Origin of the sequence: Pseudomonas sp. NPDC087342 (assembly GCF_044744265.1) — a bacterium.
Lineage (GTDB): Bacteria > Pseudomonadota > Gammaproteobacteria > Pseudomonadales > Pseudomonadaceae > Aquipseudomonas > Aquipseudomonas nunensis.
Window position 1 is genome coordinate 844,351 of record NZ_JBIUXZ010000001.1, and the last position, 25,131, is coordinate 869,481.

At 60.1% G+C, this 25,131-nt stretch carries 24 protein-coding genes; 11 read left to right on the forward strand and 13 right to left on the reverse strand.

Going from position 1 to position 25,131, the window contains the following annotated elements:
* Nucleotides 1-220 precede the first annotated feature (220 nt).
* Nucleotides 221-790, forward strand: a complete 570-nt coding sequence (gene phaP, locus ACIOYV_RS03805; RefSeq protein WP_401320944.1) for a TIGR01841 family phasin — start codon at nt 221-223, stop codon at nt 788-790.
* A gap of 35 nt (nt 791-825) precedes the next feature.
* Here the strand turns inward: phaP and phaR are convergent, their stop codons facing one another.
* From phaR to ACIOYV_RS03835, 6 genes are all read right to left on the reverse strand, one after another.
* On the reverse strand, nt 826-1,347 hold the full coding sequence (gene phaR / locus ACIOYV_RS03810; RefSeq protein ID WP_054045976.1) for a polyhydroxyalkanoate synthesis repressor PhaR: 522 nt from the start codon (nt 1,345-1,347) through the stop codon (nt 826-828).
* 344 nt (nt 1,348-1,691) lie between these two features.
* On the reverse strand, nt 1,692-2,960 hold the full coding sequence (locus ACIOYV_RS03815; protein ID WP_401320947.1) for an OprD family porin: 1,269 nt from the start codon (nt 2,958-2,960) through the stop codon (nt 1,692-1,694).
* 130 nt (nt 2,961-3,090) lie between these two features.
* Nucleotides 3,091-4,863 (reverse strand): acyl-CoA dehydrogenase C-terminal domain-containing protein, encoded by a 1,773-nt coding sequence (locus tag ACIOYV_RS03820; protein ID WP_401320949.1) that lies wholly within the window; start codon nt 4,861-4,863, stop codon nt 3,091-3,093.
* Nucleotides 4,864-4,923: 60 nt separating this feature from the next.
* On the reverse strand, nt 4,924-6,594 hold the full coding sequence (locus ACIOYV_RS03825) for a cation acetate symporter (protein ID WP_401320952.1): 1,671 nt from the start codon (nt 6,592-6,594) through the stop codon (nt 4,924-4,926).
* Nucleotides 6,594-6,920 (reverse strand): DUF485 domain-containing protein, encoded by a 327-nt coding sequence (locus tag ACIOYV_RS03830; protein ID WP_213939546.1) that lies wholly within the window; start codon nt 6,918-6,920, stop codon nt 6,594-6,596. Before ACIOYV_RS03830 ends, ACIOYV_RS03825 begins: the two co-directional genes overlap by 1 nt.
* A gap of 126 nt (nt 6,921-7,046) precedes the next feature.
* Nucleotides 7,047-8,669, reverse strand: a complete 1,623-nt coding sequence (locus ACIOYV_RS03835; protein WP_401320954.1) for an acyl-CoA synthetase — start codon at nt 8,667-8,669, stop codon at nt 7,047-7,049.
* Between the two features lie 229 nt (nt 8,670-8,898).
* On the opposite strand from ACIOYV_RS03835, the gene ACIOYV_RS03840 reads away from it, so the two are divergent.
* From ACIOYV_RS03840 to ACIOYV_RS03850, 3 genes are all read left to right on the forward strand, one after another.
* Nucleotides 8,899-10,347, forward strand: a complete 1,449-nt coding sequence (locus ACIOYV_RS03840) for a sensor histidine kinase (RefSeq protein WP_401320956.1) — start codon at nt 8,899-8,901, stop codon at nt 10,345-10,347.
* 4 nt (nt 10,348-10,351) lie between these two features.
* Entirely contained in the window at nt 10,352-10,987 is a 636-nt protein-coding gene (locus ACIOYV_RS03845) for a response regulator transcription factor (RefSeq protein WP_401320959.1), read from the forward strand.
* Nucleotides 10,988-11,156: 169 nt separating this feature from the next.
* The gene (locus tag ACIOYV_RS03850) at nt 11,157-12,299 is read left to right on the forward strand and encodes a patatin-like phospholipase family protein (RefSeq protein ID WP_401322591.1); all 1,143 of its coding nucleotides are present in this window, start codon (nt 11,157-11,159) and stop codon (nt 12,297-12,299) included.
* A 10-nt stretch (nt 12,300-12,309) separates the two neighbouring features.
* Here the strand turns inward: ACIOYV_RS03850 and ACIOYV_RS03855 are convergent, their stop codons facing one another.
* Nucleotides 12,310-13,179: a LysR substrate-binding domain-containing protein gene (locus ACIOYV_RS03855; protein ID WP_401320961.1), complete on the reverse strand. Its 870-nt coding sequence runs from the start codon at nt 13,177-13,179 to the stop codon at nt 12,310-12,312.
* 131 nt (nt 13,180-13,310) lie between these two features.
* On the opposite strand from ACIOYV_RS03855, the gene ACIOYV_RS03860 reads away from it, so the two are divergent.
* Together ACIOYV_RS03860 and ACIOYV_RS03865 are read left to right on the forward strand one after the other, a co-directional pair.
* A complete protein-coding gene (locus ACIOYV_RS03860) occupies nt 13,311-13,925 on the forward strand; it encodes a DUF1989 domain-containing protein (RefSeq protein ID WP_401320964.1) in 615 nt (204 codons plus the stop codon).
* 82 nt (nt 13,926-14,007) lie between these two features.
* Nucleotides 14,008-14,949 (forward strand): LysR family transcriptional regulator, encoded by a 942-nt coding sequence (locus tag ACIOYV_RS03865; protein ID WP_401320967.1) that lies wholly within the window; start codon nt 14,008-14,010, stop codon nt 14,947-14,949.
* On the opposite strand, the gene ACIOYV_RS03870 is transcribed toward ACIOYV_RS03865, so the two are convergent.
* Together ACIOYV_RS03870 and ACIOYV_RS03875 are read right to left on the reverse strand one after the other, a co-directional pair.
* On the reverse strand, nt 14,917-16,281 hold the full coding sequence (locus ACIOYV_RS03870) for an amidase family protein (protein ID WP_401320969.1): 1,365 nt from the start codon (nt 16,279-16,281) through the stop codon (nt 14,917-14,919). The genes ACIOYV_RS03865 and ACIOYV_RS03870 overlap by 33 nt on opposite strands.
* A gap of 36 nt (nt 16,282-16,317) precedes the next feature.
* Entirely contained in the window at nt 16,318-16,986 is a 669-nt protein-coding gene (locus ACIOYV_RS03875) for an FMN-dependent NADH-azoreductase (protein ID WP_401320972.1), read from the reverse strand.
* Between the two features lie 333 nt (nt 16,987-17,319).
* Between ACIOYV_RS03875 and ACIOYV_RS03880 the strand changes: the two genes are divergently transcribed.
* The 3 genes from ACIOYV_RS03880 to ACIOYV_RS03890 all read left to right on the forward strand — a co-directional run bounded on the left by ACIOYV_RS03880 (nt 17,320) and on the right by ACIOYV_RS03890 (nt 20,200).
* Nucleotides 17,320-18,750, forward strand: coding sequence for a purine-cytosine permease family protein (locus ACIOYV_RS03880; protein ID WP_401320974.1), 1,431 nt, complete (start codon nt 17,320-17,322; stop codon nt 18,748-18,750).
* Between the two features lie 38 nt (nt 18,751-18,788).
* Nucleotides 18,789-19,340 (forward strand): VOC family protein, encoded by a 552-nt coding sequence (locus tag ACIOYV_RS03885; protein ID WP_265038560.1) that lies wholly within the window; start codon nt 18,789-18,791, stop codon nt 19,338-19,340.
* Between the two features lie 80 nt (nt 19,341-19,420).
* Nucleotides 19,421-20,200, forward strand: coding sequence for a creatininase (locus ACIOYV_RS03890; protein ID WP_401320978.1), 780 nt, complete (start codon nt 19,421-19,423; stop codon nt 20,198-20,200).
* A gap of 12 nt (nt 20,201-20,212) precedes the next feature.
* On the opposite strand, the gene ACIOYV_RS03895 is transcribed toward ACIOYV_RS03890, so the two are convergent.
* Nucleotides 20,213-21,058, reverse strand: a complete 846-nt coding sequence (locus ACIOYV_RS03895) for a LysR family transcriptional regulator (protein ID WP_401320981.1) — start codon at nt 21,056-21,058, stop codon at nt 20,213-20,215.
* A 126-nt stretch (nt 21,059-21,184) separates the two neighbouring features.
* Between ACIOYV_RS03895 and ACIOYV_RS03900 the strand changes: the two genes are divergently transcribed.
* The gene (locus tag ACIOYV_RS03900) at nt 21,185-22,108 is read left to right on the forward strand and encodes a DMT family transporter (protein WP_290024108.1); all 924 of its coding nucleotides are present in this window, start codon (nt 21,185-21,187) and stop codon (nt 22,106-22,108) included.
* Here ACIOYV_RS03900 and ACIOYV_RS03905 read toward each other — a convergent pair.
* Nucleotides 22,081-22,497 carry an ester cyclase gene (locus tag ACIOYV_RS03905; RefSeq protein ID WP_401320984.1) on the reverse strand — a complete coding sequence of 139 codons (417 nt, stop codon included), beginning with the start codon at nt 22,495-22,497 and terminating at the stop codon, nt 22,081-22,083. The two genes, ACIOYV_RS03900 and ACIOYV_RS03905, sit on opposite strands and share 28 nt — an antisense overlap.
* Nucleotides 22,498-22,597: 100 nt before the next feature.
* Between ACIOYV_RS03905 and ACIOYV_RS03910 the strand changes: the two genes are divergently transcribed.
* On the forward strand, nt 22,598-23,476 hold the full coding sequence (locus ACIOYV_RS03910) for a LysR substrate-binding domain-containing protein (RefSeq protein WP_401320987.1): 879 nt from the start codon (nt 22,598-22,600) through the stop codon (nt 23,474-23,476).
* A 4-nt stretch (nt 23,477-23,480) separates the two neighbouring features.
* Here the strand turns inward: ACIOYV_RS03910 and ACIOYV_RS03915 are convergent, their stop codons facing one another.
* Both ACIOYV_RS03915 and ACIOYV_RS03920 read right to left on the reverse strand, forming a co-directional pair.
* Nucleotides 23,481-24,056 (reverse strand): chorismate mutase, encoded by a 576-nt coding sequence (locus ACIOYV_RS03915; RefSeq protein WP_401320990.1) that lies wholly within the window; start codon nt 24,054-24,056, stop codon nt 23,481-23,483.
* A gap of 25 nt (nt 24,057-24,081) precedes the next feature.
* Entirely contained in the window at nt 24,082-25,077 is a 996-nt protein-coding gene (locus tag ACIOYV_RS03920; protein ID WP_401320992.1) for a zinc-dependent alcohol dehydrogenase family protein, read from the reverse strand.
* Nucleotides 25,078-25,131 lie beyond the last annotated feature (54 nt).

A 25,131-nucleotide genomic window follows, 5' to 3' on the forward strand; every position in this document is an offset into this window, starting at 1 on the left:
GGAGTCTTCAGCCAGACTAGCTATGGCTAGGCCGATCATCGGATTTTCCCAAGTCTATAGGGATTAACCACAAGAGGAGTACCGTTTATTTTGCACTGCACAAAATATCCGTTGCCAAACAGTTTTGTGCACTGCAATATCAAGGCTAACGCGACGACTGCCCGGATCGCTGTCGCGTCCTCAGGCCTGAATGGGCCTTCCAGTACCAGGAGATTTCAGCATGTCTTTTTTCAACTCGGAAAAACTGCAAGCCACTCAGAAAGCCAACCTCGACCTTTTGCAGCAAATCAGCGGCAAAGTCTTCGCCAGCGTTGAGCAACTGAGCCAGTTGCAGTTCAAGGCACTGCGCGACTCCACCGAAGAGCACTTCGAAGGTGTTCGCAAGCTGTTGGCGGTACGTGATCCACAAGGCTTCGCCGATTTGCAGGCGTCGTTCACCCAGCCGAGCGCGCAGACCGAACGCCTGGCCGAATTCAATCGTCAGGTACAAGCGCTGATCGTTGGCACGCAATCGGACATCGCCAAACTGACCGAGCGTCAGGTTGAGGCGGGCACCCAGCAGGTGAATGAGTTTGTTGAGTCGATCAGCAAGAATGCCCCGGCGGGTTCCGAGCCAGTGGTTGCAGCCTTCAAGTCGGGTTTGGCGAATGCCGGCAGCGTGTTCGAAAACGCTCAGAAAGCCGTGAAACAGGCGTCGGATGTGGCTCAGAGCAGCTTCGACGCAGCGACGGCCGCCGCCGGCAAAGCCGCTCCAGAAGCAAGCGCCAAGGCGACCAGCGCTAACAAGTAAGTCAGATCAGGCCAGCGGCACCGATGGCGATGGGATTATTCCCCATCGCCATTTTTTTTCGGCTCGTTATCGGCGGCAGGCTTGGCGCCGAACAGGCCGAACATGTTCTGGGTGTTGAGGTACAGGGCTTTGGACTGGTCGACGTATTGACGCATCAAGTCCTGCATCACCGGTGCCTGCTGGTGCATGAACGTGCTCCAGGCCTCGGTCGACTGGGCGCCGGTCTGGGACTGGATGTCGATCACGGTCTGGATGCTTTTATCCAGGTAACTGCCAAGCACGCCTTGGTACGGACCGTAGAACTGGATGATGCCCATCAGCATTTCACTGCTGAAGATCGGCTCGCCGCCACTTTCGGCTTCCAGGATGACTTGCAGCAGAATGCTGCGGGTCAAGTCCTCGCCACTTTTGGCATCGACCACCTGGAACGGGACTTTATCGACCACCAATTGACGAATGTCGGCCAGGGTCAAGTGGCTGCTGGTGTGGGTGTCGTACAGGCGGCGATTGGGGTATTTCTTGATCAGGCGGGGTGTGTTGCGATTGTTATCGGTCATGCGGGGCGTCTCGTGGCGAGCCTGATTTGCAGGCATCTTAACCTACTATCGCCAGAGTCGCAGACCGCCGACATCGCCACACAATCCCAGCCCCTGTAGGAGCGAGGCTTGCCCGCGAAGACCGAGTGTCAGTCGACATCAATATTGAATGTGCCGACGCCTTCGCGGGCAAGCCTCGCTCCTACAGGGTGATGTGTTTAACGAGTGGGAACGGATGCTCCGCGTCCTTGTAGGAGCGAAGCTTGCTCGCGAAGACGGAGTGTCAGTCGACATCAATATTGAATGTGCCGACGCTTTCGCGGGCAAGCCTCGCTCCTACAGGGTGATGTGTTGGGCGGAATGGGTTACCAAATCGCCAAGCTATAGCTGACGATCAACCGGTTTTCATCCAGATCACTGCCAAAGTTAGTCGAACGCACGGTCGCATTGCGCCATTTCACCCCAACGTTCTTCAACGGGCCACTCTGCACGACATAACCGATATCGGTATCGCGCTCCCACTCCTTTCCCTCTGGGCGATTGCCGCCCAAGTCGATGTTGTCGCCCGTCAGGTAACGGGTCATGAAGGTCAGCCCCGGTACACCCATGGCTGCGAAGTTGTAGTCGTAGCGCGCCTGCCAGGATTTTTCATCCTTGCTGGCGAAGTCGCCGATCTGCACGAAGTTCACCAGGAACGCATCGGTGCCGTTGATGTAAGCAAAACCCGTGTCGCCGCTCATGCCCTGATAACCGAGTCCCAGCGCATGCCCGCCGAGGGAGTAGGTGAACATCGCCCCGATTGCCTTGTTATCGACGTTGCTGCCGCCATCGTGGATGGAGCGGGCGAAGCGCAAGTCACTCTTGAACGACTGGCCGGCGGTCACCGGCAGCACGTAGGTCAGGTTGACCAGGTGCTGGCTGTACAAATTATCGAGATGACCATAGCTGTAGCCCGTGGCGAGGTTGCCGGTCCATTTGTAGTTGAGGCTGGCGAAGTCGAACTTATCGCTGGTGGCCTGCGGCGTGATGATGCCTTTGGCGCCGGTCTTGGTGATGCTCATGTCTTCGTAGTCGGAGGAATCGCGCTGGTTGACCTGCTTCAGACGTCCACCGTCCACGGTCAGGCCTTCGACTTCCAGCGAGGTCAACTGACCGCCCTCGAAGGTCTGCGGCAACAGCCGCGAATCGTTGGCCAGCACCGTCGGCAATTTCGGCAGCAAGGTGCCCAGTTTCAGCGTGGTTTTGGAGGCGCGGACCTTGGCGGTTACACCCAGCTCTCCATATTCATCCTGAGCACCTTTGCTGGTGGTGCGATGGCGTTGCAGCAAGCCGGAACCGGCGCGATCCGGGCTGGAATCGAGTTTGACGCCGAGCAGGCCAATGGCATCGACACCGAAGCCAATCAAGCCGTCGGTGAAGCCTGATTCGTAGCGCAGCAGGAAACCCTGGGCCCATTCCTCTTGCTTGGACTGGGCCGCGTTGTCCTGGCGAAAATCGCGGTTGAAGTAGAAGTTGCGCAGCTCGAGGCTGGCCTTGCTGTCCTTGATAAAGTCCGCCGAAGCGGGGGCCGAGAGGCTGATGACGCCACCGGCCAATAACAGTCGGGTAGCGAGCGTGCAGGTGTGACGGTCCATGGTGAAGCCCCTTTGTTTTTATTTTTTTGGAACAGCGATTCACACACCCTCGCCAGACAGGCGAGGGCTTGTTCTGTAAAAAACGCGAACACCCAAAGAGAGGAGCGGGGCGCCGCGTGCGGTTCAATCGTTAGAACTGTTCGGCGCTCAGGCCATACAACGAGCCGCTGCCGGCGCGAATGGACTGCTCCAGGCTGAGAATCCGTGGCAGCAGGCGTTCAATGTAGAAGTCAGCGGTGGCGATCTTCGCGCCATAAAACGCCTGATCGTCAGCGCGTTTTTTCTTCGCCACCTGGGCCATCCGCGCCCAAAGCCAGGCGTAGGCGACATACCCAAACAAATGCAGGTATTCCACCGACGCGGCGCCGACTTCATTGCGGTTGGTCGCGGCCTGGTCTTGCAGCCAGTCGCTGAGGTTTTCCAGGCGCTGCACGGCGTCGAACAGTTGAACGGAGTAGGGCGCGTCGGGCTGATGGGCGAAGTGGCGGATCTCGCCGGTGAACTGGCGCAGCGCAACACCACTGTCGGCCAGCACTTTGCGCCCGAGCAGGTCCAGCGCCTGAATGCCGTTGGTGCCTTCGTAGATCTGCGCGATGCGCACGTCACGGACCAATTGTTCCTGGCCCCATTCGCGGATGTAGCCGTGACCGCCGAACACTTGCTGGCCGTGGATGCAGCTCTCCAGCCCGGTGTCGGTGAAAAACGCCTTGGCCACCGGGGTCAGCAGCGCGACCAGGGTTTGCGCGTTGTCCCGTTCCCGGGCGTCATCGGAAAACTTCGCCAGATCCAGCTGCTGGCCGACATAACTGGCGAACGCGCGGCCGCCTTCGGTCATGGCTTTCATGCTGAGCAGCATGCGACGCACGTCGGGGTGGACGATGATCGGGTCGGCGATTTGCTCCGGGGCCATCGCGCCGGTCGGCGAGCGGCTCTGCACCCGCTCCCGCGCATAGTTCACCGCGCTCTGATAGGACGCCTCTGCGCAGCCAATGCCCTGAATGCCGATGGACAGGCGTTCGTAATTCATCATGGTGAACATCGCCGCCAGGCCTTTGTTTGCTTCACCCACCAGCCAACCGCTGGCACCGTCGAAATTCATCACACAAGTGGCCGAAGCCTTGATGCCCATCTTGTGTTCGATCGAACCGCAACTCACCGCGTTGGCATGACCGAGGGAACCGTCGGCATTGACCAGTACTTTGGGCACCACAAACAGCGAGATGCCTCGCGGCCCGGCCGGTGCATCCGGCAGTTTGGCCAGCACCAAGTGAATGATGTTTTCGGTCAGGTCCTGGTCGCCGCCGGTGATGAAGATCTTGCTGCCGCTGATGCGGTAACTGCCATCGGCCTGGGGCTCGGCGCGGGTGCGGATCAGCCCCAGGTCGGTGCCGGCGTGGGCTTCGGTCAGGCACATGGAACCGGCCCAGCGGCCTTCGTACATCGGCGGCAGGTAGATGCGTTTCAGCTCTTCGCTGGCGTGGGCATCCAGCGCCAGGCACGCGCCGGAGCTCAACGCCGAATACAGCGCGAAACTGGAGTTGGCGCCGTAGAGCATTTCTTCGAACTGCACCGCGAGCATTTTCGGCATGCCCATGCCGCCGAACTCGGCGTTGCCGGACAAACCGACCCAGCCACCTTCGATGTACGTGGTGTAAGCCTGCTTGAAGCCGATCGGCGTAGTGACCTGGCCGTAGACCCAATGCGCGCCTTCTTCATCGCCGCTGCGATTGAGCGGCGCAATCAGGTGCGAGGTGACTTTCGCCGCTTCCTCGAGAATCGCGTCGGCAGTGTCGGCATCGACGCTGTCGGCCAGGGCCGGCAGGCGTGCCCACAGGGTCGGGGCGTCGAACACTTCATGCAGCACGAAGCGCATGTCGCGCAGGGGAGCGTTGAATTCGGGCATAACGTGAACCTCTTTGGGACGGTGGGCACGGCGCCGCAACGGCGGGCCGTGCTTGCTCAATCAGTGACTGGAAGCGCTGGCGGCGCCGAGGCCGGTCTGGGCACGCACGAACTGATCGGCGTAGGCATCGCGTTCCTTGTCGGCGCGCACGCTGCGGTCGAGTCGGGACACCACGACGATCACCAGGAACGCCAGTGGCATGGAGAACAGCGCCGGGTGGTCATACGGGAAAATCGCGTGGGCATGGCCGAGCACGGTGACCCACACCGCAGGCGACAGAATCACCAGCACCAGCGCGCAGATCAGGCCGGCGAAACCGCCGAGGATCGCGCCTTTGGTGGTCAGGCCTTTCCAGTACATGGCCATGATCAGCACCGGGAAGTTGGTCGACGCGGCGATGCCGAAGGTCAGGCCCACGAGGAACGCGACGTTCATCTTCTCGAACAGAATGCCCAGCAGAATCGCGATGATGCCCAGGCCCACGGTGGCCATGCGCGTGACGCGCATTTCCTGTTTCTCGCTGGCCTTGCCTTGCTTGAACACCGTGGCGTAGAGGTCATGGGAAATCGCCGACGCACCGGCCAGGGCCAACCCGGAAACCACCGCCAGAATGGTGGCAAACGCGACCGCCGCAAGGAAACCGAAGAACAGGTTGCCGCCCACGGCTTTGGCCAAATGCATGGCGACCATGTTGCCGCCGCCGATCAAGGCACCGCCGACTTCACCGTTGACGTAGTACTGCGGGTCGGTGCCGATGATCACCATCGCCGCGAAGCCCAGGGTGCAGACCACGAGGAAGAAGAAACCGATAAAACCGGTGGCGTAGAACACCGATTTGCGCGCTTCCTTGGCATTCGGCACGGTGAAGAAACGCATCAGGATGTGCGGCAGGCCGGCGATCCCGAACACCAGACCGAGGGACATCGAAGCGGTGTTGATCGGGTCGGCGAGCATCGCGCCGGGCCCCATGATGTTCCAGCCGCTGGCGTGAGCCTGAACCGCTTTGGCCGCGAGGGTTTCGTAGCTGAACCCGAACTGCGACATGGCCATGACCGCCAGGGTCGTGCCGCCGGCCAGCAGCAACACAGCCTTGATGATCTGCACCCAGGTGGTGGCGATCATGCCGCCGAAGATCACGTACACCAGCATCAGCGCGCCGACGATGACCACGGCCACCGGGTAGTCGAGGCCGAACAGCAATTTGATCAACTGACCGGCACCGACCATCTGCACGATCAGGTAGCAGCACACCACCGTCAGCGAACCGAACGCGGCGAAGACCCGCACTTTGTTCTGGTCCAGTCGATAGGAAACGATGTCGGCGAAGGTGTAGCGCCCCAGGTTGCGCAAGCGCTCGGCCATCAGGAACGTGATGATCGGCCAGCCGACAAAGAAGCCGATGGTGTAGATGAAACCGTCGTAACCCTTGGCAAACACCAGGCTCGACAACCCCAGCAGCGTGGCGGCGGACATGTAGTCACCGGCAATCGCCAGACCGTTCTGAAACCCGGTGATGCCACCGCCAGCGGTGTAGAAATCCGAGGTGGATTTGGTTTGCCGCGCCGCCCACCAGGTGATGCAGAGCGTGCCGAGCACGAACACGAAGAACATGCTGATCGCGTTCAGGTTGAGCGGTTGTTTCTCGACTGCGCCCGTCAGCGGCGCGGCGAATACAACAGAGGCCGGTAATAGACCCAGACCGGCGAAGGTCAGTTTTCTGAAGAAAGTCATCACTTGCTCTCCTCAAGAATCGCGGCGCCGAGTGCGTCGAAACGGGTGTTGGCGCGGTACACGTACCAACCCGTCAGCAGCCAGGAAAAAATGATGATCGCCGCGCCCACCGGCATGCCCAGGGTCAACATCCGGTTCTCGCCCAGTGGTGCATGCAGCCATTTGGGGGCAAACGCCACCACCAACATGAACAGGTAATACGTGCCGAGCACCGTGGCACTCAACGTCCAGGCCAGACGCGAGCGGCTGCTGACCAGTTGAAGGAATTTCGGGTTGGTGCGAATCCGTTCGCAGCGCTGGGTGTCGGTTGAATGGATGTCGATCATCGGTAGCTCCACATTGTTTTTGTTGTCGGTGTGTGGGGGCAGGGCCCGGCAGCCGAATTGGGCGCGCACGAGCCCGAAACGGCAGGTTCGCGACCTGCCGCTTGAAGGGTTTAACGTCGGTGAGGGTTAGAGGGCCTGGGCCCGGTCGCGCAGCACGTACTTCTGGATCTTGCCGGTGGAGGTTTTCGGCAACAGGGTGAAGATCACCGTGCGCGGCACTTTGAACCCGGCCAGGTGCTCACGGCAGAAACTGATGATGTCCGCCTCGCGCACGTCCGGGTGATCGGCCTTCAAGGTGATAAACGCGCACGGGGTTTCACCCCATTTCTCATCCGGCCGCGCAACCACCGCAGCTTCCATTACGGCAGGATGGCGGTAGAGCACGCCTTCGAGTTCGATGGTGGAAATGTTCTCGCCGCCGGAAATGATGATGTCCTTGAGCCGATCCTTGATCTCGACATAACCGTCGGGATGACACACCGCCAGGTCGCCGGTGTGGAACCAGCCGCCTTCAAAGGCTTCGGCGGTGGCGGTCGGGTTCTTCAGATAGCCCTTCATCACGGTGTTGCCGCGCATGAAGATCTCGCCGATGGTCTTGCCGTCTCGCGGAGTGGGTTTGAGCGTTGTCGAATTGGCCACCATCACGCCTTCGAGTGTCGGGTAACGCACGCCCTGGCGGGACTTGATCTGCGCGCGCTCATCCAGCGGCAATTCATCCCACTCGGCGTGCCAGGCGCACAGCGTCACCGGGCCGTAGGTTTCGGTCAGGCCATAGACGTGGGTGACCTTGATGCCCATTTCTTCCACGGCGCCGATCACCTTGGCTGGCGGTGCGGCACCGGCGACCATGGCATTCACCGGGTGATCGATGGCGGCTTTCGCCGAGTCCGGCATGTTGACCAGCGCATTCAGCACGATCGGTGCGCCGCACAGGTGCGTGACCTGGTGTTCGCGGATCAGCGTGAGGATTTTCTGTGGATCGACCCGGCGCAGGAACACATGCACGCCGGCCAATGCGGTGATGGTCCACGGGTAGCACCAACCGTTGCAATGGAACATCGGCAAGGTCCAGAGGTACACCGGATGGTTGCCCATGGCCCAGGTCATCTGGTTGCCCAATGCGTTCAGGTAGGCGCCGCGATGGTGATAGACCACGCCTTTCGGATTGCCAGTGGTGCCCGAGGTGTAGTTCAGCGAGATGGCTTGCCACTCGTCATCCGGCCACTGCCAGGCGAACGCCGGATCGCCTTCGGCCAGCAGCGCTTCATAGTCCAGGTCGCTGACGGCCTGGCCTTCGCCGTATTCCGGGTCGTTGACGTCGATCACCAGCGGCGGGTGGTCGAGCATGCCGATGGCTGCGTGAATCACGCTGTGGAACTCGCGGTCAGTGATCAGCACCTTGGCTTCGCCGTGTTGCAACATGAACGCGATGGCTTCGGCGTCCAGGCGCACATTGAGCGGGTTAAGCACCGCGCCAATCATCGGCACGCCGAAGTGCACTTCCAGCATCTCCGGGATGTTGGGCAGCATCACCGCAACGGTGTCGTCCTTGCCGATCCCGCGACCAGCCAAAGCTGAAGCCAGGCGCCGGCAGCGGCTATAAGTCTGCGCCCAGGTACGTCGGATCGAGCCATGGATGACGGCAGGATAGTCGGGGTAAACGTGGGCGGTGCGCTCGAGGAAGCTGAGCGGCGACAAGGCAATATGATTCACAGCCGTAGGGCTAAGCCCTTGTTCGAAGATCGACATGACGGGTACTCGGTGGCTGATTGTTAGCTCTATAGCTGACCTTTCAGCGTAGCCGCTGAGGTCAACTTTTATGTCCGGTGTGCTTTATATAACAATCTGCCAGAGATATGGAAGTACAACCTACGTTGTATAGTATATCTACTATAGTTTATTCTTCTGTCGCTGAATGAATGCCGCCAAAGCTCCAAGGCCGGTATATCCTTGGTTTCCCCCACGTAGCGGACCCGTGATGACTCCTGACTCGCCCCTGTTGAGCTATGACCCACAGCCGAGTGTGCTGCTCGACACCCAAGGTCAGCCGCTGGAGTTGAATGCGGCGCTGCTGGCATTGCTGGCGCAGCATCCGCACAGCTACGTGCTGGGCTTTTTGCCGAAGAATCATCGGGACCTGGTGCGTGCTTGTCTGGCGCAGCAACGCGCCATCGAAGGGGTCGAGGCCGAGTTCCAGGCGCAGATTCTGATCTGGACGTTTATCCCGGACCCGCAGAACAAGCGCGTGCTCGGGCGTTGCCATGTGGCGACCACGCAAGTCTTGGCCGAACGCGAGGCGGCCACCGCGCGGCGCCTGTATCGGCTGATCATCGAGAACACTACTGACCTGATTTCCCGGCATACCCCGGACGGGCGTTTTCTCGATGCGTCGCCGGCGTCCTGGACCTTGCTCGGTTATTGGCCCGAACAGTTGCGTGGGCAAATGGCCCAGGGCCTGTTTCACGGCCAGGACCTCGCCAACCTCGTGCAAACCGCCCGCGATGCGCTGGAGCAGGACGGTTATCACACGATGACCTATCGCATCCGCCATCGCGACGGGCATTACTTGTGGTTCGAAACCGCCAGCCGGGCGATTCGTGAGACCTACACCGGGGCCGTGGTGGAAGTGGTCTGCGTCTCCCGCGACATCACCGCCCGCGTGCAGTCCGAAGAAAACCGGCGGCGTCTGGAAGATGAACTGGCGCACACCGCGCGCCTGGTGACGCTGGGGGAACTGGCGTCGGGCATCGCCCACGAAATCAACCAGCCACTGGCCGCCGTGGTCAATTATGCCAACGCCAGCCAACGTTATTTGCAGGCGCTGGGCACCAATCCGCAAGCCGCCGAACGCGTGGCCCAAGGCCTGGAACGCATCACGTTGCACGCCACTCACGCCTCGGAAGTGATCCGTCGCCTGCGTGGTTTTCTGCGAAAAGGCCAGCGGCGCATGCAGGCGCTGAACGTTGCCGATGTCGCCCGTGGCGCCGTGCGTTTGTGTGCCTGGGAGGCGACTCAGTGCCACGTGACAATCGACGATCGGCTGCCGGATAATCTGCCGCCCGTTTACGCCGACCGGGTGCAGCTGGAGCAAGTGCTGCTCAATCTGTTGCGCAACGCTATCGACGCCAACCGCGAACAACACCCGGGCCGACCGTCACTGATCGTGATGGCGGCGGGGCAGGTCAGTGGCGCAACGGTGGAAATCAGCGTGCACGATCAGGGTCCCGGCGTCAGTGAGTCGCAGCTCGAGCAAATCTTCACTCCGTTCTACACCAGCAAGCCCGATGGCTTGGGCCTTGGTTTGTCCATGAGCCGCAGCATCATCGAAGGTTTCGGTGGCGAACTGCAGGCGCGTCGGCAACCGGTCGGGCTGCTGCTGTATTGCCGTTTGCCGCTGGCCGGCCCAACAAAACAACAACAGGAATAACGCAATGGCAGTTGTGACGGAACACGTGGTGTACGTGGTCGATGATGATCAAGGCATGCTCGATTCGACGGTCTGGTTACTGGAATCGGTCGGGCTGAAAGCCTTGCCGTTCACCAGTGGCGTTGAATTTCTTGAAGCCTGTGATGCAAAGCTCAATGCCTGCGTGCTGCTGGATGTGCGCATGCCCGGCATGGGTGGTTTGAACGTGCAGGAAGCCATGCGCGAGCGCGAGCTGAAACTGCCAATCATCTTCGTCAGCGGCCACGCCGATGTGCCCATCGTGGTCCGTGCCTTCAAGGCCGGCGCCCATGATTTCATCGAAAAACCCTACAACGAACAACTGCTGCTCGACAGCGTGCAACAGGCCCTGAGCAACTGTGCGACCCATCGTTCAGGCAATGTTGGCCATGAAGAATTGCAGGCCCGTCTGCTGACGCTGACGCCACGGGAGCGCGATGTGTTGCTGCCGTTGGTGCAGGGTTACACCACGCGGGAAATCGCCGAGCAACTGGGTGTCAGCGCGAAAACCGTCGACCTGTATCGCTCGCGGGTGATGAAACGCATGCAGGCCAGTACCTTGCCGGATCTAGTGGGGATGGCGATTGCGGCGGGGATGGTTGATCCACTGAAGTTGCGCTAAGCCAGACCGGACGTCCCGCCGACGTCCTGACTGCCCGGGCTTGAGCTAAATTGGAAGGTGTGCGAGCCACTCACCACCCAATAGTCGAGCGCGTTCTCTGTCAATTGCAGGGACCGGAGGAGGCGTCTTGAAACCCTTTCTGCCCAGGCCCAGCGCCTCAACACTGAACATGTTGCGCCAAGGTTGCCTGCAACGCCGTGATGCGGTGCCACAACCGTTGACCGAAAAAGCGCTCATCCCCGGCATCCCGAATGCGCGCTATTGGCTGGATAATGACCTGACGGCATTTATCCGCGATGCCAGTGAAGCCAACCTTCAAGAGTACGAGGCCTTCGCCAGTGTCGATGAGCCGGATGACAGGCTGCCGCTGGCCGATATGCTCGCCGTTTCTGGTGGTGGCGACGCCGGCACCTTCGCGGCGGGGATCATTGCAGGATGGACCCTGAATGGCACGAGGCCGGTGTTCAAGGTTGTCACCGGCATCAGCGCGGGCGCACTGGTCGCGCCGTTCGCGTACCTGGGGCCCGAGTACGACGCGGTGATTCAACGGATCTGCAACGGCATCGGCCCAAAAGACGTGTTCCATTCGCGCAACGTGCTGACCCGCCTGGCGAGCGACGGCATTGCGGACAGCAAGCCATTGTCGCGGTTGATTGCCAAGTACGTCGACGCGGAGTTGCTGGCGGCCATCGCCGGGCAATACGCCAAGGGACGCCTGCTGATGATCGGCACCACTGACCTGGATGCAGGGCGCCCGGTCACCTGGAACATGGGCGCTATTGCCGCAAGCGAAGCACCGGGGGCGCTCGACCTGTTTCGCAACATCATGGTCGCGTCGATGAGCATTCCCGGCGCTGTCTCGCCGGTCATGATCGATGTGGAGGTCGACGGCAAACAGTTCCAGGAAATGCACGTGGACGGCGGTGTCCTCACGCAAGTGTTCCTTTACCCGCCGGCCACCGTCATGGAACTGAGCAAAGTGCCTGGCGCGCGCCTGCGTCGGGAGCGACATTTCTACGTCATTCGCAACGGCAAACTGGAACCGCAGTGGTCCGGCACCAAGCGCCGCACCTTGAGCATCGGCGGTCGCGCCATCAGCACACTGATCCAGACCCAGGGGATCAGCGACCTGGACCGTATCTACCGCATTGCGCAGCAGGACAGCGCGGACTTCAACCTGGCGTACATCGGCTCTGACTTTCTGTGCCCGCGTAATCATAAATTCGATGGCGAGTACATGAAGCGCCTGTTCGATTACGCCTTTGAAGTCAGCTCGAAAGGCTATCCATGGCACAAATCGCCGCATACCTGAACGCGCGGCGTTAAAGGTGTTGCCTGAGGAACCCGGCAAACTCTCGCGCCAGTTGCGAGGGCTCTTCCTGTGTAGGCAGCAGCAGGGCGATTTCATACTTGATCGCCGGTGAGAAGGGCCTCAGGACCAGATTTTTGCTGAATGGCCGGCTGACCACCGGGTCGATGATCCCGACACCTATGCCGGCGCCGACCAGTTCGCAGGCCGTGGAGAAGAACTCAGTCTCGGCCACCACGTTCCAGGCGGCCCCGTATGTCGAAAAAGCCATGGCCAACTGCTGGTAGATCGGATCGCCCTTGAACAGCGAAACGAACGGCACGCCATCCAGGTCTGCGGGCGTGATCACGTCCAGCGCTGCCAACGGGTGTCCCATCGGCAGCATGCACTGGCATTCGTATGAAATGACCTGCATGTTCGAGGTCGGATAATCGAGGGGCAGTTCCGCGATGGCCAGGTCGAATTGCTGGGTCGACATCAGCTCACGAACGGCCTGGGAGTTGCGGGTGATGATCTTGAGCTCAAGCCCCGGACGCTCTTGCGCGAATTCGGCCATCAAGCGTGGCAACAGGTTGATCGAGATACTGGCATAGGCGGCAATCGCCAAGTGGCCGCGCTTCCCGGTGCGGATTTCCTTGGCGATGCGCTGGGTTTTCTCCACGGCCTCCAGCGCTCGTTCAGCCTCGACAAAGAACAGCCGGGCTTCGGGAGTGGGTTGCAGGCGGCCACCTTTGCGTACGAAGAGTTTCAGGCCGGTCTCATGCTCCAGATTGGCGATGGTGCTGCTGATGGCCGGCTGAGAAATACCCAAAAGCTCCGCTGCACGGGTCATCGTGCCGTGGATCATCAAGGTTCTGAAGCATTCAAGTTGCCGGATCCGCATGGTCCACCCTATAGATTTCACTTATACCGGGCCGACTTTATATTATTGGTTTGAGGTTTTCCTGTGTGTTTTCCTTGATGGCAGGTACCCGGCCTCCGGGCCATCAGCGTGCGACAGGAGAACAACACAACATGACTGCCATTACGTCCGTTTATCCCGGTGAACTGGTCCGCTTGCCTGCCCGGCGCGGTGTTGCCATCCGCTTGAAGCGGGGGCAGACCCTCAAGCTCATCAACACCCATGGCCAGCAGGTCGTCGACACGTGGGCGTTCAACCCGGACGACCTCCGCGAGGCGATGTCGATGGAGCACAGTCGTCCCTACTGGCTGAAGCTCAACCCCCGGCAAGGCGACAGCCTGGTCACCAACAAACGCCGGAAAATCCTGACGCTGATCGAGGACACCTCACCGGGCGTCCACGACACACTGGTGGCTGCTTGCGACCCGACGCGCTATGAGCAGCTGGGCGTTATCGGCCATCATGACAGTTGCAACGAAAACCTGTTTCTGGCCCTGGCTGCCATTGGCCTGGTGACGCCTGACACACCGAGCCCGTTGAACCTGTTCATGAACGTGCCGGTGCATCAGGACGGGCGTATCGAGTTTGCGGCGCCGATCAGCGAACCCGGGCAATACGTGACCCTCAAGGCTGAAATGGATGCGATCGTGGTTTTATCCGCCTGTCCGCAGGACATTACCGCCGTGAATGGCATGCGCCCCCAAGACGTTCACTACAGCGTCATCTGACAGACAACCATTGCCGGCGGGCACTGTCTGCCGGCAATACACTGAACCTTTGGTTAGCGAAGACAGGTGCCCGGAGTAACCCATGCGCAAAATCCCCCCATTGAATTCCGTGCGAGCGTTTGAAGCGGTCGCACGTCACCAGAGTTTTTCCGCGGCGGCCAACGAACTCTCGGTCACGGTGGCGGCGGTCAGTCATCAGGTCCGTCAACTGGAAGACGGGTTGGGGCAGAAGCTGCTGGAGAGGGGCCGCACGGTGACCCTCACCCCGGCAGGCAAAACCCTCTATCCGCTGTTGCGCGACGGTTTTGACCAGATCGCCCAGGCGTTTGCCCTGATCAGTGCGCCCAAGGAAGGGGATGCGATCCAGGTTTCCACCACGCGCGCATTTGCCGAGCGCTGGCTGATGCCGCGCCTGGCAAAATTCAACGGGATTTATCCAGATATCATGGTGAACATTCATGCCTCGGAGAAGGTCGTGGACTTGCGTTCCGAGACTGTCGACCTGGCCATTCGGTACGGCCCGGGCGATACCGGTGAGCGGGGGCCGGTGTTGTTCCGCGATGAGTACATCGCCGTCGCGGATCAGAGCATTTGCCCTGTCGGTCGCCAACCCGTGATCAGCGACTTTCACAATCGCTCCTTGCTGGCGTTCAAATGGAAAAATCAGGCGCTGCAGGCGCCGTCCTGGTCCGCGTGGCTGGCCGAGGTCGAGCACGATACGAGCCGGGATTTCCGCATTTCCTGGTACAGCGAAGAAACACTCGCCCTGCATGCGGTCGAGCGAGGGTTGGGGCCGCTGCTGTGCAGCAACGTGCTGATGGACGATGAGCTGCGCTCCGGTCGCATGCGCCGAGTGACGGGACCGACCTTGCCAGGTTTTACCTATCACCTGATCGAGGACACAAGGACCGATCCACGCCGCAGCCTTTCGTTGTTTCGCGACTGGCTCCTGAACGAAGCCAAATCGTTCAGGGAAACCGCGCTGGATGGATCATCCGGCAGTCGGCGGGTGCTCACTTCCTGACAGGGCCGCCTCGATCGCCAGGCAGACACTGAGCAGTTGATCATCGCGGCCCCGCGTCGTGGAAAACAGGGTTGATGTGGCCAGTCCATCGCTGTCCGTGCCCGACGGAATGGCCACCCCCGGCATGTCCAGCAAACTGCCAACCATGGTGAGCGACAGGGTGGCGAGATTGACGGCAGCAAACAGTTCGTCATCGTTTTCCAGCGGGGCCAGTGGTGGCGCCACGTGTTTCACCGTGGGCATGACCAGGATCGCGCCCTCAAGCTCTTCCTCCATCGCAGACATCAACTCAAGGCGCAGACGCCGAATCTTGCCTTCGGCAGCCGCATCGATCTGCCGGGCAGAGAGAAGGCGCGCACGCACGCGTCTGTCCATGCGCAACCCCTGCGGGCCTTCCACAATCTCACCCAGGAGTCGCCAGGCTTCGATGGCGCCCAACCATCCCGTCTCGGCAATCAGCTCGCGGGTACGCGTGACGGCGGCGACCGGACGCCGCTCAACCTGCGCTCCCGCTGCATGCAACTGCGACATCATCGAGAGCAGGTTTTCGCGTACCGCTGGCTGTAACGCTGGATCGGACATCACACCGTCATCAACGACAAAGCGCAGACCGGCCAGGTCTGCAGGCTGGATCGCCACGTCCTTGAACCCGCGCATTGCCGCATCGAACGCCACGCAATCGGCCACGGTCAGGGCCAAAGGCCCCAGGCTGTCCAGCGACATGGCGAGCGGGTGCACGCCCGCCATGCTGTAGCGGTCGGTGGATGCCTTGTATCCCACCAAACCGTTGAATGCCGCCGGAATTCGAATGGAACCCGCCGTGTCAGTGCCGATGGCAACGCTAACGATGCCCCTTTGCACCGCGATGGCCGAGCCTGAGGAAGAACCGCCGGGAATACGGGCTTCTGCGACCTGAATGTCCGCAGTTGGTGTACCGAAATGCGGATTCAGCCCCAGACCCGAATACGCGAATTCGGTGAGATTGGTTTTACCGATCGGGATCATCCCCAGCGACGCCAGTGCGCCGACCACCTCGGCATCCGCAAGCGCAACGGGCGCATCAATGCGCGTGATGGAACCTGCGGTGGTGCGGCTGCCGGCCACGTCCAGCAGATCCTTGACGGCATAGGGTATGCCGTCAAAAGGACTGAGTGGCGTCCCTCGGCGCCAGCGCTCGGTCGAGGCTTTTGCGGCATCGATTGCCTGATGATCCAGCACGGCGATGAACACATGTTCCGCGCCCATGGACGCGGCCAGTGCGGCCTCGATCAAGGCATCCGGCGTGGTGAGGCCTTGTTCCAGGCGCTTGGCGGTTTCCAGCATCGTGATCATGGTTTCTCCAATTCGTTGGGCGGCTGTACCGGTCAATCAAGCAGGCAGCAGCTCACTTTGACGCGCTTCAATCATCTGTTTTACCAGCACTGGAACGGCATCGAACGCATCCGCGATGGAGGCCTCATGGCGAGCATCGCCAAATTCCTGGAAATCAATGGTGATGACGTGGGTTTCGTTCACGCCCAGATAGTGCGCACAGGTCTGGATGTGAGTCTCCAGGTGATTCATCTTTTCGCGAACACCGCCCGGGCCAAAGCCGAATTCGCCGCGAGAAGACAAAATCACCAGTTTCTTGCCGCTCATTATGGGTTCCAGAGGATAGTCGCCGCGCGCCAGGTCAAAGGTGAAGGTCTTGCCGATACGAATCACTTTATCGAACCACGATTTGAGCGAGGCGGGCATGCCGTAGTTGTACATCGGTGCGCCAATGACAATGACGTCGGCCTGATCGATTTCATCGATCAACTCGTCCGAGAGCCGGATCTCCTCACGCTTTTCAGGCGTCAACTGCGACTCGGGGGTAAACACTGCGGCGATCCATTCCTCGGTCACAAAGGGTGGAGGGTTATGGCCTACGTCGCGGGTAATGACTTGAGTCTTGGCATCTCGCTCAATCCAGGACTCGACAAAGGCTTTCGAGAGTTTGCGGCTCAGGGAGCGATCGGATCGTGCGCTGGCATCAATGTGCAGAAGAGTGGTCATGGTGAGTTTCCTGTTCAAGCCTGAGGCGGAATGACCTCGGCAACTGGAACAAGTGGGCCACGAGCATTGATGCTTCAGCTATTGATATTTATTTGAAGACGGTCAAGTAAAACTCAACCAGCGAGTTTTATTGGGGTGCGAGCTTTTAAAGTTGTCTTGTTTGGGGTTTTTGGTAGAAATTACATGTCTCGCCAACCTGCGCAATTGATGTTTCCTCAATCGCACAATATTTCTAAAGTGTCTTTTAGTTATTATCAATTACGTAAATTGGCATACCTCGCTTTAATGGTTTCGGGCGATACAAGTGGTCGCCGCACAGCGAGGAAAATAATAATGTCAACGCGTCGTGATTCTGAAAAAAGCGTAATGAACGAGGCCGATTATGATGCTCTGGGCATTGAACCTGTGCCTGACAGCCATCGTACTTCGAGCCCGCTGGACCAGTTCTGGATATGGGCGGGGGCGAATGTGGCGCCCATCAACTGGGTGCTTGGCGCCATTGGCATCCAGCTGGGCTTGAGCCTGATAGAAACCCTGCTGGTGATTGTGGTCGGCAATCTGTTGGGCGCCGCGTTGTTTGGCGGCATCTGCATCATGGGCCATCGCACCGGAGTGCCGCAGATGGTGCTCTCGCGGTTAGCGTTTGGCCGGCGCGGCGCCTATTTGCCCACCCTCATGCAAGTGTTGATGCCCATGGGATGGGTCGCCACCAATACCTGGATCGTCCTCGATCTTGCGGTGGCCGCCCTGGATAAAATCGGCATCAGCGGCGGAATGGAGCTCAAATACGGCGTCGCGTTGGTGGTGATGGTTCTCCAGGTGGGTATCGCGGCGTGGGGCTTTAATGCCATCAAGTGCTTCGAACGCTACACCATGCCGGTGATTCTGCTGATCATGGTGGTGATGACCGGGCTGGCCTTCACCCATGTGGACATTCAATGGCAAGCCTCGGCCACCGAGGGCATCGGCAAGCTCGCGGCGATGAGCAGCCTGATGACTGCGATCGGCATTGGCTGGGGGATTTCGTGGCTGGTATACGCCTCGGACTACACCCGCTTCACTCAAAGCAAACTGTCTGACGGCCAGGTATTTCGCTCGACCTTCCTCGGCATGTTCCTGCCCACCGTCTGGCTGGCATTCCTGGGCGCGGCCATTGCGTCCGCGGGCGGCGGCTCAGACCCTGCGCAACTGATCATCGCGGTGTTTGGCACGATGGCGCTGCCGGTACTGCTGGTGTTGTTGCATGGCCCGGTCGCGACCAACATCGTGGTCATCTACTCGGCGGCACTGGCCACGCTATCGCTGGATATCCGCGTTCCACGCTGGGTTGTTTCGATGATCTCGGGGGTGGTGGCGCTGTTCATGCTCTACCTGTTCCTGCAATCAGGGGAATTTGTGCACGCCTTTGAAAACCTGATGGTGTTCTTTGTGGTCTGGATCAGTCCGTGGGCCGGTATCACCCTGGTTGATTTCTTCCTGATCCGTCGTGGTCAAGTTGATCTGAAATCACTTTATTGCCATCACTCCGAAAGTGCCTGCAACGACGTCAATTGGCGAGGCGTGTTTGCACTTGCAACAGGTGTATTGGCGGCGTGGTTATTTCAAGTCGGCACGATTAAATCCTTGCAAGGACCACTTGCCATGGCACTGGGCGGAATTGATCTGTCGTGGTTGGCCGGATTCGTGGTGGGTGGTGGGATTTACTATCTGTTGCACCGTTCGCGGCGAACGGAAGTTGCCCAGTCATCCATCCTGGCAAAGTAATCCAATAACTTTTAATTGATTGTAAGAGGAGTAAACCGATGTCTCATCTTGAACAACTGAATGTCCTGACCGCATTGAATGCGGGTGCTGAAGTCGATGGGTTCCTGGGCAACGTCGTCGAGATCGCGATTGTGACGCGTGACCACAAACGGACCATGGATGGCTTGCTCAAGCTGGGCATCGGTCCATGGCGTGTCTACACCTTCAGCCCGGAAAACACCCGGAACCAGACCTATCGGGGCGAGCCGGCGGAGTTTGTCCTGAAAGTCTGCTTCGCGCAGTCGGGAAACATGGTCTGGGAGTTGATGGAGCCGGTTTCCGGGCCGACGATTTTCGCTGACTTCCTCGAAGAGCATGGCGAAGGCATCCAGCACGTCGCTTATGACTGCAACAACATCCCGTTTGAAGAGCGTATCGCCGAGCTGGAACGACGCGGCTACCAATGCGTGCAATCAGGTTCCTGGATGGGCGTGAATCATTTCGCGTTCTTTGGCACCGAGGCCGACACCACCACTGTGTTTGAGACCTATGCCTTTCCTGCGGATTGGGATTACCCGGAGCCGGAACAATGGTATCCGCCGCGAGCATAAGGCTACGGCGACACTGCCTCAGCGCGGACGCCCTGCGCTGAGGCTTTCACCACAGAGAACGACGCCCGGAGTACAGCCTCATGAACAGCGTTCGCATGGATAACATCAGTTGGGTCGACTACGAGCGCCGGGTGCAATCCGGCGCCGTGGTGTTTCTGCCAATCGGCGCGACTGAACAACACGGCCCTCACTTGCCCCTCGGCACCGACGCATTGCTGGCCAGCGCTATCAGTGAAGACGTGGCCAGGGAAATCGACGGGATCGTCGCGCCGGCGCTGTCCTATGGGTACAAATCCCAGCCGAAATGTGGAGGCGGGCAGCACTTTTGCGGAACCACCAGTGTGGATGGCGCCACGCTGATCGCCATGGTCCGGGACGCCGTACGTGAGTTTCACCGGCATGGCGTGAAGCGTCTGGTTCTGGTGATCGGTCACTACGAAAACCAATGGTTCGTGACCGAAGGCATCGAGCTGGCCATGCGTGATATCGGCGCGAATGCCGGTCTGGAGGTCATGCGCCTGGAGCATTGGGAGTTCGTCAAATCAACCACGCTGGACACAATCTTTCCCGACGGTTTTCCGGGTATCGCGCTGGAACATGCGGCGGTCATCGAGACGTCGATGATGCTGCACTATCACCCGCAGATGGTGGCCCTGGACCAGATTCCGGACCACGGTCCCGCCGAGTTTCCGGTGTACGACATGTACCCGACCCGCACGGAGTGGGTGCCGGAGAGCGGAGTGCTGTCCTCTGCGCTGGGCTCCAGCGCAGAGAAGGGCAAGCTGCTGATCAACGATGTCATCAGCGGAATCGTCCACTCCGTGCAGTTCGAGTTCAGGCTCGATCACACGGTGAAGTAGCCCACAGGTGATTCAGCGTTCAAAGCAGGACACCAGAAAACTCATCACCGCCTGGACCGCCGGGGTGTGCCGAATGTCGTTGTGCACCACCAGCCACACATCACGGGTCAAGTCCGCACCCACGGACGGCACCGCTTGCAGGCCGTAGCGTTCGCCAAGGAAACCGGGGAGTGCCGCGACACCGGCGCCGGCCTGGGCGGCAGTCGCCTGGATATTCAGGTCATTGCTGCGCAGCAGGATCGGTCGATCATTCGCTTGCTGCTTCAGCCAGGCCTGTTGCGGGGATTGCTCCATGGTTTCGTCGTAGGCGATGAAGACCAGGTCTTGCGCGGCGGTCGCGGTTAAGTAGTCCGCCGAGGCGTAGAGGTAAAAAGGTATCGTCGCGACCTTGCGGGCCACCAGGTCCGGTTCCGTGGGGCGGCTCAGGCGCACGGCAATATCGGCTTCGCGCCGCGACAACGACGCGCTGCCCAGACTGCCAATCAACTGCAACGACAACTGCGGATAGTTCGCCCGCAATTCATTCAGGTGCGGCGCAATCAGGGCGCAGGCCAGCGCGGGCGGGGCGCTGACCGTGACTTCGCCGACGTAGTTGTCCTGTCCGGCCAGCGCGGTGCGTTGTACCGCGAAGGACTCGTTTTCCATGCGCCGCCCCAATTGGGCAATGCGTTCGCCGTCCTCGGTGATGACATACGCGCGCGGGCGCCGGTCCACCAACTTGAGGTTCAGCGAACTCTCCAGTGCGCTGATGCGGCGCGCCACCGTGGCGTGGTCGACCTTGAGCGCGCGTGCTGCCCCCGATAGCGACCGTTCGTGGGCGAAGACGATGAAGTAGCGCAGATCCTCCCAATCGAACATGGGCGTTTTCTCACATTGAAGGTGAATGAATGGGGAATTTTGCCCCATCGGCAAGCCTGCAAGAATCCTTCAAAACCTGATGGGCAGGTTTGAATGTTCATCGCACGCTTTGCCGAGGAAACCACCATGTCTAAATCCACGCCGCTCGCGTATGCCGGCATTGTCGGTGCCACGTTTTTCTGGGGCACCAACTTCAATGCCGGCGCCTACATCATCAAGAGCATGGCACCGATCAGCGCCTCCATTGAACGCTTTGCTATCTCGACGTTGTTGCTGCTGCTGATTTTCAGTCTGGCCGGAAAGCTGCGGCTCAGCACACTGAAAAACAATCTGCTGGCCTTCATTGGCCTGGGCCTGCTGGGGTTTACTGCGTTCAGCCTCGCGACCTTCTTTGGCCTGCAAACCACCACGCCGATCAACGGCGCGCTGATCCTGGCGACTACGCCGCTGTGGACGATGATCTTTGCGGTGCTGCTTGAAGGAGAACGCATTGATCGCGGCCGTGCCATCGGGCTGATTTTGGGCCTGCTCGGTGTTGGGCTGGTGATCACTCGCGGGGATATTCAGGTGCTGCTGGGGCTGAAAGTCGCCAGCGGTGACGCGATGATCCTCGCCGGCAGCATGGCCTGGGCGGCAAACATGGTCGGCACCCGGCGCTTCGTCAAAGACTCCACGCCGCTGGAAACCACGAGTTTTTCCATGTTGTTCGGGGTCATCGGCCTGATCGTGCTGGGCTTCATCTATGAAGATCCGCTGGCCGACATCCGCAACGCTTCGCTGGCCATTCACGGCGCGGTGATCTATCTGGCAGTCTTCGGTTCGTTGATTGCGTACTTGCTGTGGTTCAAAGGCATCCACGCCATAGGCGCCGCACGCACTTCGATTTTCTTCAACCTGGCGCCGGTGTTCACCATGCTGGTGTCGTCGATCCTCGGTGTGTTGCCGAACGTCTGGCAATTGCTCGGTGCGGCTGGGGTCATCCTTGGGGTGGTGTTCGCGTCGGGGATGGTCTTCAGCCCGGCTCAACCCAAGCCGATCATGTCCCGGTGAACTTCCAGGGCATTACGCTCGACCCAGTTGTGCGCCAGCAAGCCGTCCGGGCGCACTTCCCAGACGGCGGTGCCGAGCATTTCAAACGGGCTGTTGCAGGAGCGGCCACCGATAAACCCCTGATTTTTTCCGGTCAACTTCCAGCGCGAGGCAACGCGTGTGCCTTGGGCATTCTGGAAGGTCTCGATGGCGCCGAATTCGAAGTCTTCGATGGTCGAGAGGAAGGCGCCAATCCAGCGAATGAAGGCTTCGCGGCCAACAATATCGACACCACCGGACGTGATCACGAAGTCTTCGGCAACGAAGCGCGCGGCGGCTTGCGGGTCTTTGGCCTGCCAAACCTCGCGCCAGAAGCTTTCAACGATTTTTACGGCTGTTGTATCGGTCATTTCAAACACCTCGTTTCAGATTGAGAACGATGTTCGGTGCTTGCTATCCAGAACTCAAACGCATAAATCTTATGGCATCCAGTTGAAAGGCGAATTGACCATGCAAGCCAGTGACCTTGAAATCGACCTGCTGCGGGCGTTTATCGCGGTGGCGGAGACGGGCAGTTTCACGGCGGCAGCGGACGTGATTGCGCGCTCGCAATCGGCGGTCAGCCAGAAGATTATTCGCCTGGAAGACATCCTCGGTTTGCGTGTGTTCGAACGCACCAGCCGCACACTGACCCTTACGGCCGACGGCGAACGTCTGTTGGTGGGCGCGCGAAAGTTGATGGTGCATTTCGATACCTTCATCCGCGAGATCAAGGCGCCCACCACCGTGAATCTGCTGCGCCTGGGGATCTCCGAGAACTTGGTGCTCACGCAACTGCCGACGTTGTTATCGCGCTTCAGCAAGGCGTATCCCGAGATTCAACTGGAACTCACCACCGGCCTGAGCCACGACCTGCTGGCCGACCACGAAGCAGGGTTGCTGGACGTGGTGATTGCCAAGCAGAAGGCCAGTGCCACCGCGCAACGGGGGCGGGTCATCTGGCGCGAGCCTTTGGTCTGGATCGCCGCGCAGGACTTCGACATGCAAGCCTCAAAACCCGTACGACTGGTGATGATGCGGCCGCCGTGCGCGTACCGGGCCATCATGATCGAGGCGCTGGCGTCGGTCCGGCGAGAGTGGGTGTCGGCCTGCCTGGCCAGCAACTTGATGGGGGTTCAGGCCGCCGTCGCCGGCGGATTGGGCATCACCGCGCTGGGAACCTCGTTCCTGCAAGAAGGGATGCGGATTCTGCAACCTTCGGAAAAGTTGCCGACCTTGCCCAGCACCGAAGTGGCGGTGATCGGCGACGACGTGCGCACTCAGCATCTGGTCCAGCCCTTGGTGTCGTTGCTGACCGAAGGGCTGATGTCAGGTGCTCGGCTGACCTGAGGATTTACCGGGGCAGAGCCGCCGTACACAACTCCCCGGTAGCACGAATCAGCGCCAGTTCATGCAACTTGTCCTTGGCCAGACGGGGGCGAGCCTGGGCAATCCAGCTCGCGCAGTGGGGATCATTTCGATAAGGCGCAAAGTCCGCGTATTGCTGCAACAGACGGTTTTGCAGCTCATCCAGGCGCGGACGAATTTGCTTGGCCAGATCCGGGCGTGGAGTGTCGGGTGCCTTGCCGGCGGTTTGCCATTTGGCCAGCAGGCCGTACTGCACCAGTTTGTTGGCTTCCATCTGCGCCGCAAGTAACTGGCCGACGTCTTCCGGGTCCAGTTTGCGGTCGGTGGCCAGTTGCCTGGCGTTGGCGATCACTTGCGCTTCGCGCGGGCTGTCCTGGATCGGTTTGCCGCTGTCCCATTTGGTCAGTGCAACCAGATCGCCAATGTTCAGGCGTTCATTCAAGGTCACCAGCAACGGTTGCAAGGCCTGGGGCGGGGAGGCGGGCGCGCTGGCCTGGGCGGTGAGGACGGCCAGGCCGAGGGCGGCGCAGCAAAGCAGTTGGAGTGTCGGTTTAACGCTCATTCATGAATATCCTGGGCGGGATCGGTCAGATGTCGATGACTACTTTACCGATTGCCTGCCCGGCGGCAACGATTGCGTGGGCGTCATTGACGTTTTCCAGGCTGAAGCGCCGATCATCCAGCAACACCCGCAGTTGTCCCGCTTCAGCCATGCGCGTGGCTTGGGCGAGGATTTCGCCGTGGTGCTTGCGTCCTTTGCCGGTGATCAGCGGCAGCAGGGTGAAGACTCCGGAGTAAGTAGCGCCTCGGAACGACAGCGGTGCGAGTTTGTGTTCGCCCCAACCGAGGCAGCTCACGACATGCCCGGTGTAGAGCTTCAACACGCCGAACGAGGCATCCAGTGTCGCGCCGCCGACGGTGTCGTACACGATGTCGAACCCTTCGCCGTCGGTGTATTGCGCAAGGTAATCGGCCGGCGCCTGACGGCGGTAATCAATCGCCGTGGCGCCGAAGCTTTCGATGATAGCCAGGCTATCGGCGCTCCCGGTCGCGAACACGTCGGCCCCGCGAGCCTTGGCGATCTGCACGGCAACATGCCCGACGCCACCGGCACCACCTTGCACCAATACCTTCTGCCCGGCCCGAACATTGGCCCGGTCTACCAGTCCTTCCCAGGCTGTGATGAAGATCAGCGGCAGGGCGGCGGCTTCGCGCATGCTCAGGTTATTCGGCTTGCGTGCCAGCAAGTCGGCATCGACGGCGATGTATTGCGCCAGCGAACCCTGATTGCCGCCAATCCCGCCGGCCATGCCGTAGACCTCGTCGCCAACGTTGAATGCGCTGACGTCCGCACTCACCGCTGCGACGACACCGGCCAGATCCATCCCCAAAACAGCGGGCAATGGTTGCCGGGCATGTCCACCCTGGCCGCTGCTGATCTTCGTATCCAGCGGGTTGACGCCACTGGCGATGATCTTGACCAGTACTTGGCCTGCCTTGAGTTCAGGCAACGGCAGGTCTTGCACTTGCAGTGCGGCGCCAGCGTTTACAGCGATGGCGGCGCGCATGGTGGTCTGGTTCATGGGGAACTCCTGAGGACGATGAGGTTGATGACCACAGTTTCACGCCGCCAATGG

What these genes read in the sequence shown, in the direction of transcription:
- ACIOYV_RS03840 (WP_401320956.1), top strand. Translation starts at nt 8,899, where the DNA reads ATGACTCCTGACTCGCCCCTGTTGAGCTATGACCCACAGCCGAGTGTG.
- ACIOYV_RS03850 (WP_401322591.1), top strand. Translation starts at nt 11,157, where the DNA reads ATGTTGCGCCAAGGTTGCCTGCAACGCCGTGATGCGGTGCCACAACCG.
- ACIOYV_RS03905 (WP_401320984.1), bottom strand. Translation starts at nt 22,497, where the DNA reads ATGACCGATACAACAGCCGTAAAAATCGTTGAAAGCTTCTGGCGCGAG.
- ACIOYV_RS03885 (WP_265038560.1), top strand. Translation starts at nt 18,789, where the DNA reads ATGTCTCATCTTGAACAACTGAATGTCCTGACCGCATTGAATGCGGGT.
- ACIOYV_RS03845 (WP_401320959.1), top strand. Translation starts at nt 10,352, where the DNA reads ATGGCAGTTGTGACGGAACACGTGGTGTACGTGGTCGATGATGATCAA.
- phaR (WP_054045976.1), bottom strand. Translation starts at nt 1,347, where the DNA reads ATGACCGATAACAATCGCAACACACCCCGCCTGATCAAGAAATACCCC.
- ACIOYV_RS03880 (WP_401320974.1), top strand. Translation starts at nt 17,320, where the DNA reads ATGTCAACGCGTCGTGATTCTGAAAAAAGCGTAATGAACGAGGCCGAT.
- ACIOYV_RS03860 (WP_401320964.1), top strand. Translation starts at nt 13,311, where the DNA reads ATGACTGCCATTACGTCCGTTTATCCCGGTGAACTGGTCCGCTTGCCT.
- phaP (WP_401320944.1), top strand. Translation starts at nt 221, where the DNA reads ATGTCTTTTTTCAACTCGGAAAAACTGCAAGCCACTCAGAAAGCCAAC.
- ACIOYV_RS03875 (WP_401320972.1), bottom strand. Translation starts at nt 16,986, where the DNA reads ATGACCACTCTTCTGCACATTGATGCCAGCGCACGATCCGATCGCTCC.
- ACIOYV_RS03865 (WP_401320967.1), top strand. Translation starts at nt 14,008, where the DNA reads ATGCGCAAAATCCCCCCATTGAATTCCGTGCGAGCGTTTGAAGCGGTC.
- ACIOYV_RS03820 (WP_401320949.1), bottom strand. Translation starts at nt 4,863, where the DNA reads ATGCCCGAATTCAACGCTCCCCTGCGCGACATGCGCTTCGTGCTGCAT.
- ACIOYV_RS03915 (WP_401320990.1), bottom strand. Translation starts at nt 24,056, where the DNA reads ATGAGCGTTAAACCGACACTCCAACTGCTTTGCTGCGCCGCCCTCGGC.
- ACIOYV_RS03825 (WP_401320952.1), bottom strand. Translation starts at nt 6,594, where the DNA reads ATGACTTTCTTCAGAAAACTGACCTTCGCCGGTCTGGGTCTATTACCG.
- ACIOYV_RS03895 (WP_401320981.1), bottom strand. Translation starts at nt 21,058, where the DNA reads ATGTTCGATTGGGAGGATCTGCGCTACTTCATCGTCTTCGCCCACGAA.
- ACIOYV_RS03910 (WP_401320987.1), top strand. Translation starts at nt 22,598, where the DNA reads ATGCAAGCCAGTGACCTTGAAATCGACCTGCTGCGGGCGTTTATCGCG.
- ACIOYV_RS03855 (WP_401320961.1), bottom strand. Translation starts at nt 13,179, where the DNA reads ATGCGGATCCGGCAACTTGAATGCTTCAGAACCTTGATGATCCACGGC.
- ACIOYV_RS03870 (WP_401320969.1), bottom strand. Translation starts at nt 16,281, where the DNA reads ATGATCACGATGCTGGAAACCGCCAAGCGCCTGGAACAAGGCCTCACC.
- ACIOYV_RS03830 (WP_213939546.1), bottom strand. Translation starts at nt 6,920, where the DNA reads ATGATCGACATCCATTCAACCGACACCCAGCGCTGCGAACGGATTCGC.
- ACIOYV_RS03920 (WP_401320992.1), bottom strand. Translation starts at nt 25,077, where the DNA reads ATGAACCAGACCACCATGCGCGCCGCCATCGCTGTAAACGCTGGCGCC.
- ACIOYV_RS03815 (WP_401320947.1), bottom strand. Translation starts at nt 2,960, where the DNA reads ATGGACCGTCACACCTGCACGCTCGCTACCCGACTGTTATTGGCCGGT.
- ACIOYV_RS03890 (WP_401320978.1), top strand. Translation starts at nt 19,421, where the DNA reads ATGAACAGCGTTCGCATGGATAACATCAGTTGGGTCGACTACGAGCGC.
- ACIOYV_RS03900 (WP_290024108.1), top strand. Translation starts at nt 21,185, where the DNA reads ATGTCTAAATCCACGCCGCTCGCGTATGCCGGCATTGTCGGTGCCACG.
- ACIOYV_RS03835 (WP_401320954.1), bottom strand. Translation starts at nt 8,669, where the DNA reads ATGTCGATCTTCGAACAAGGGCTTAGCCCTACGGCTGTGAATCATATT.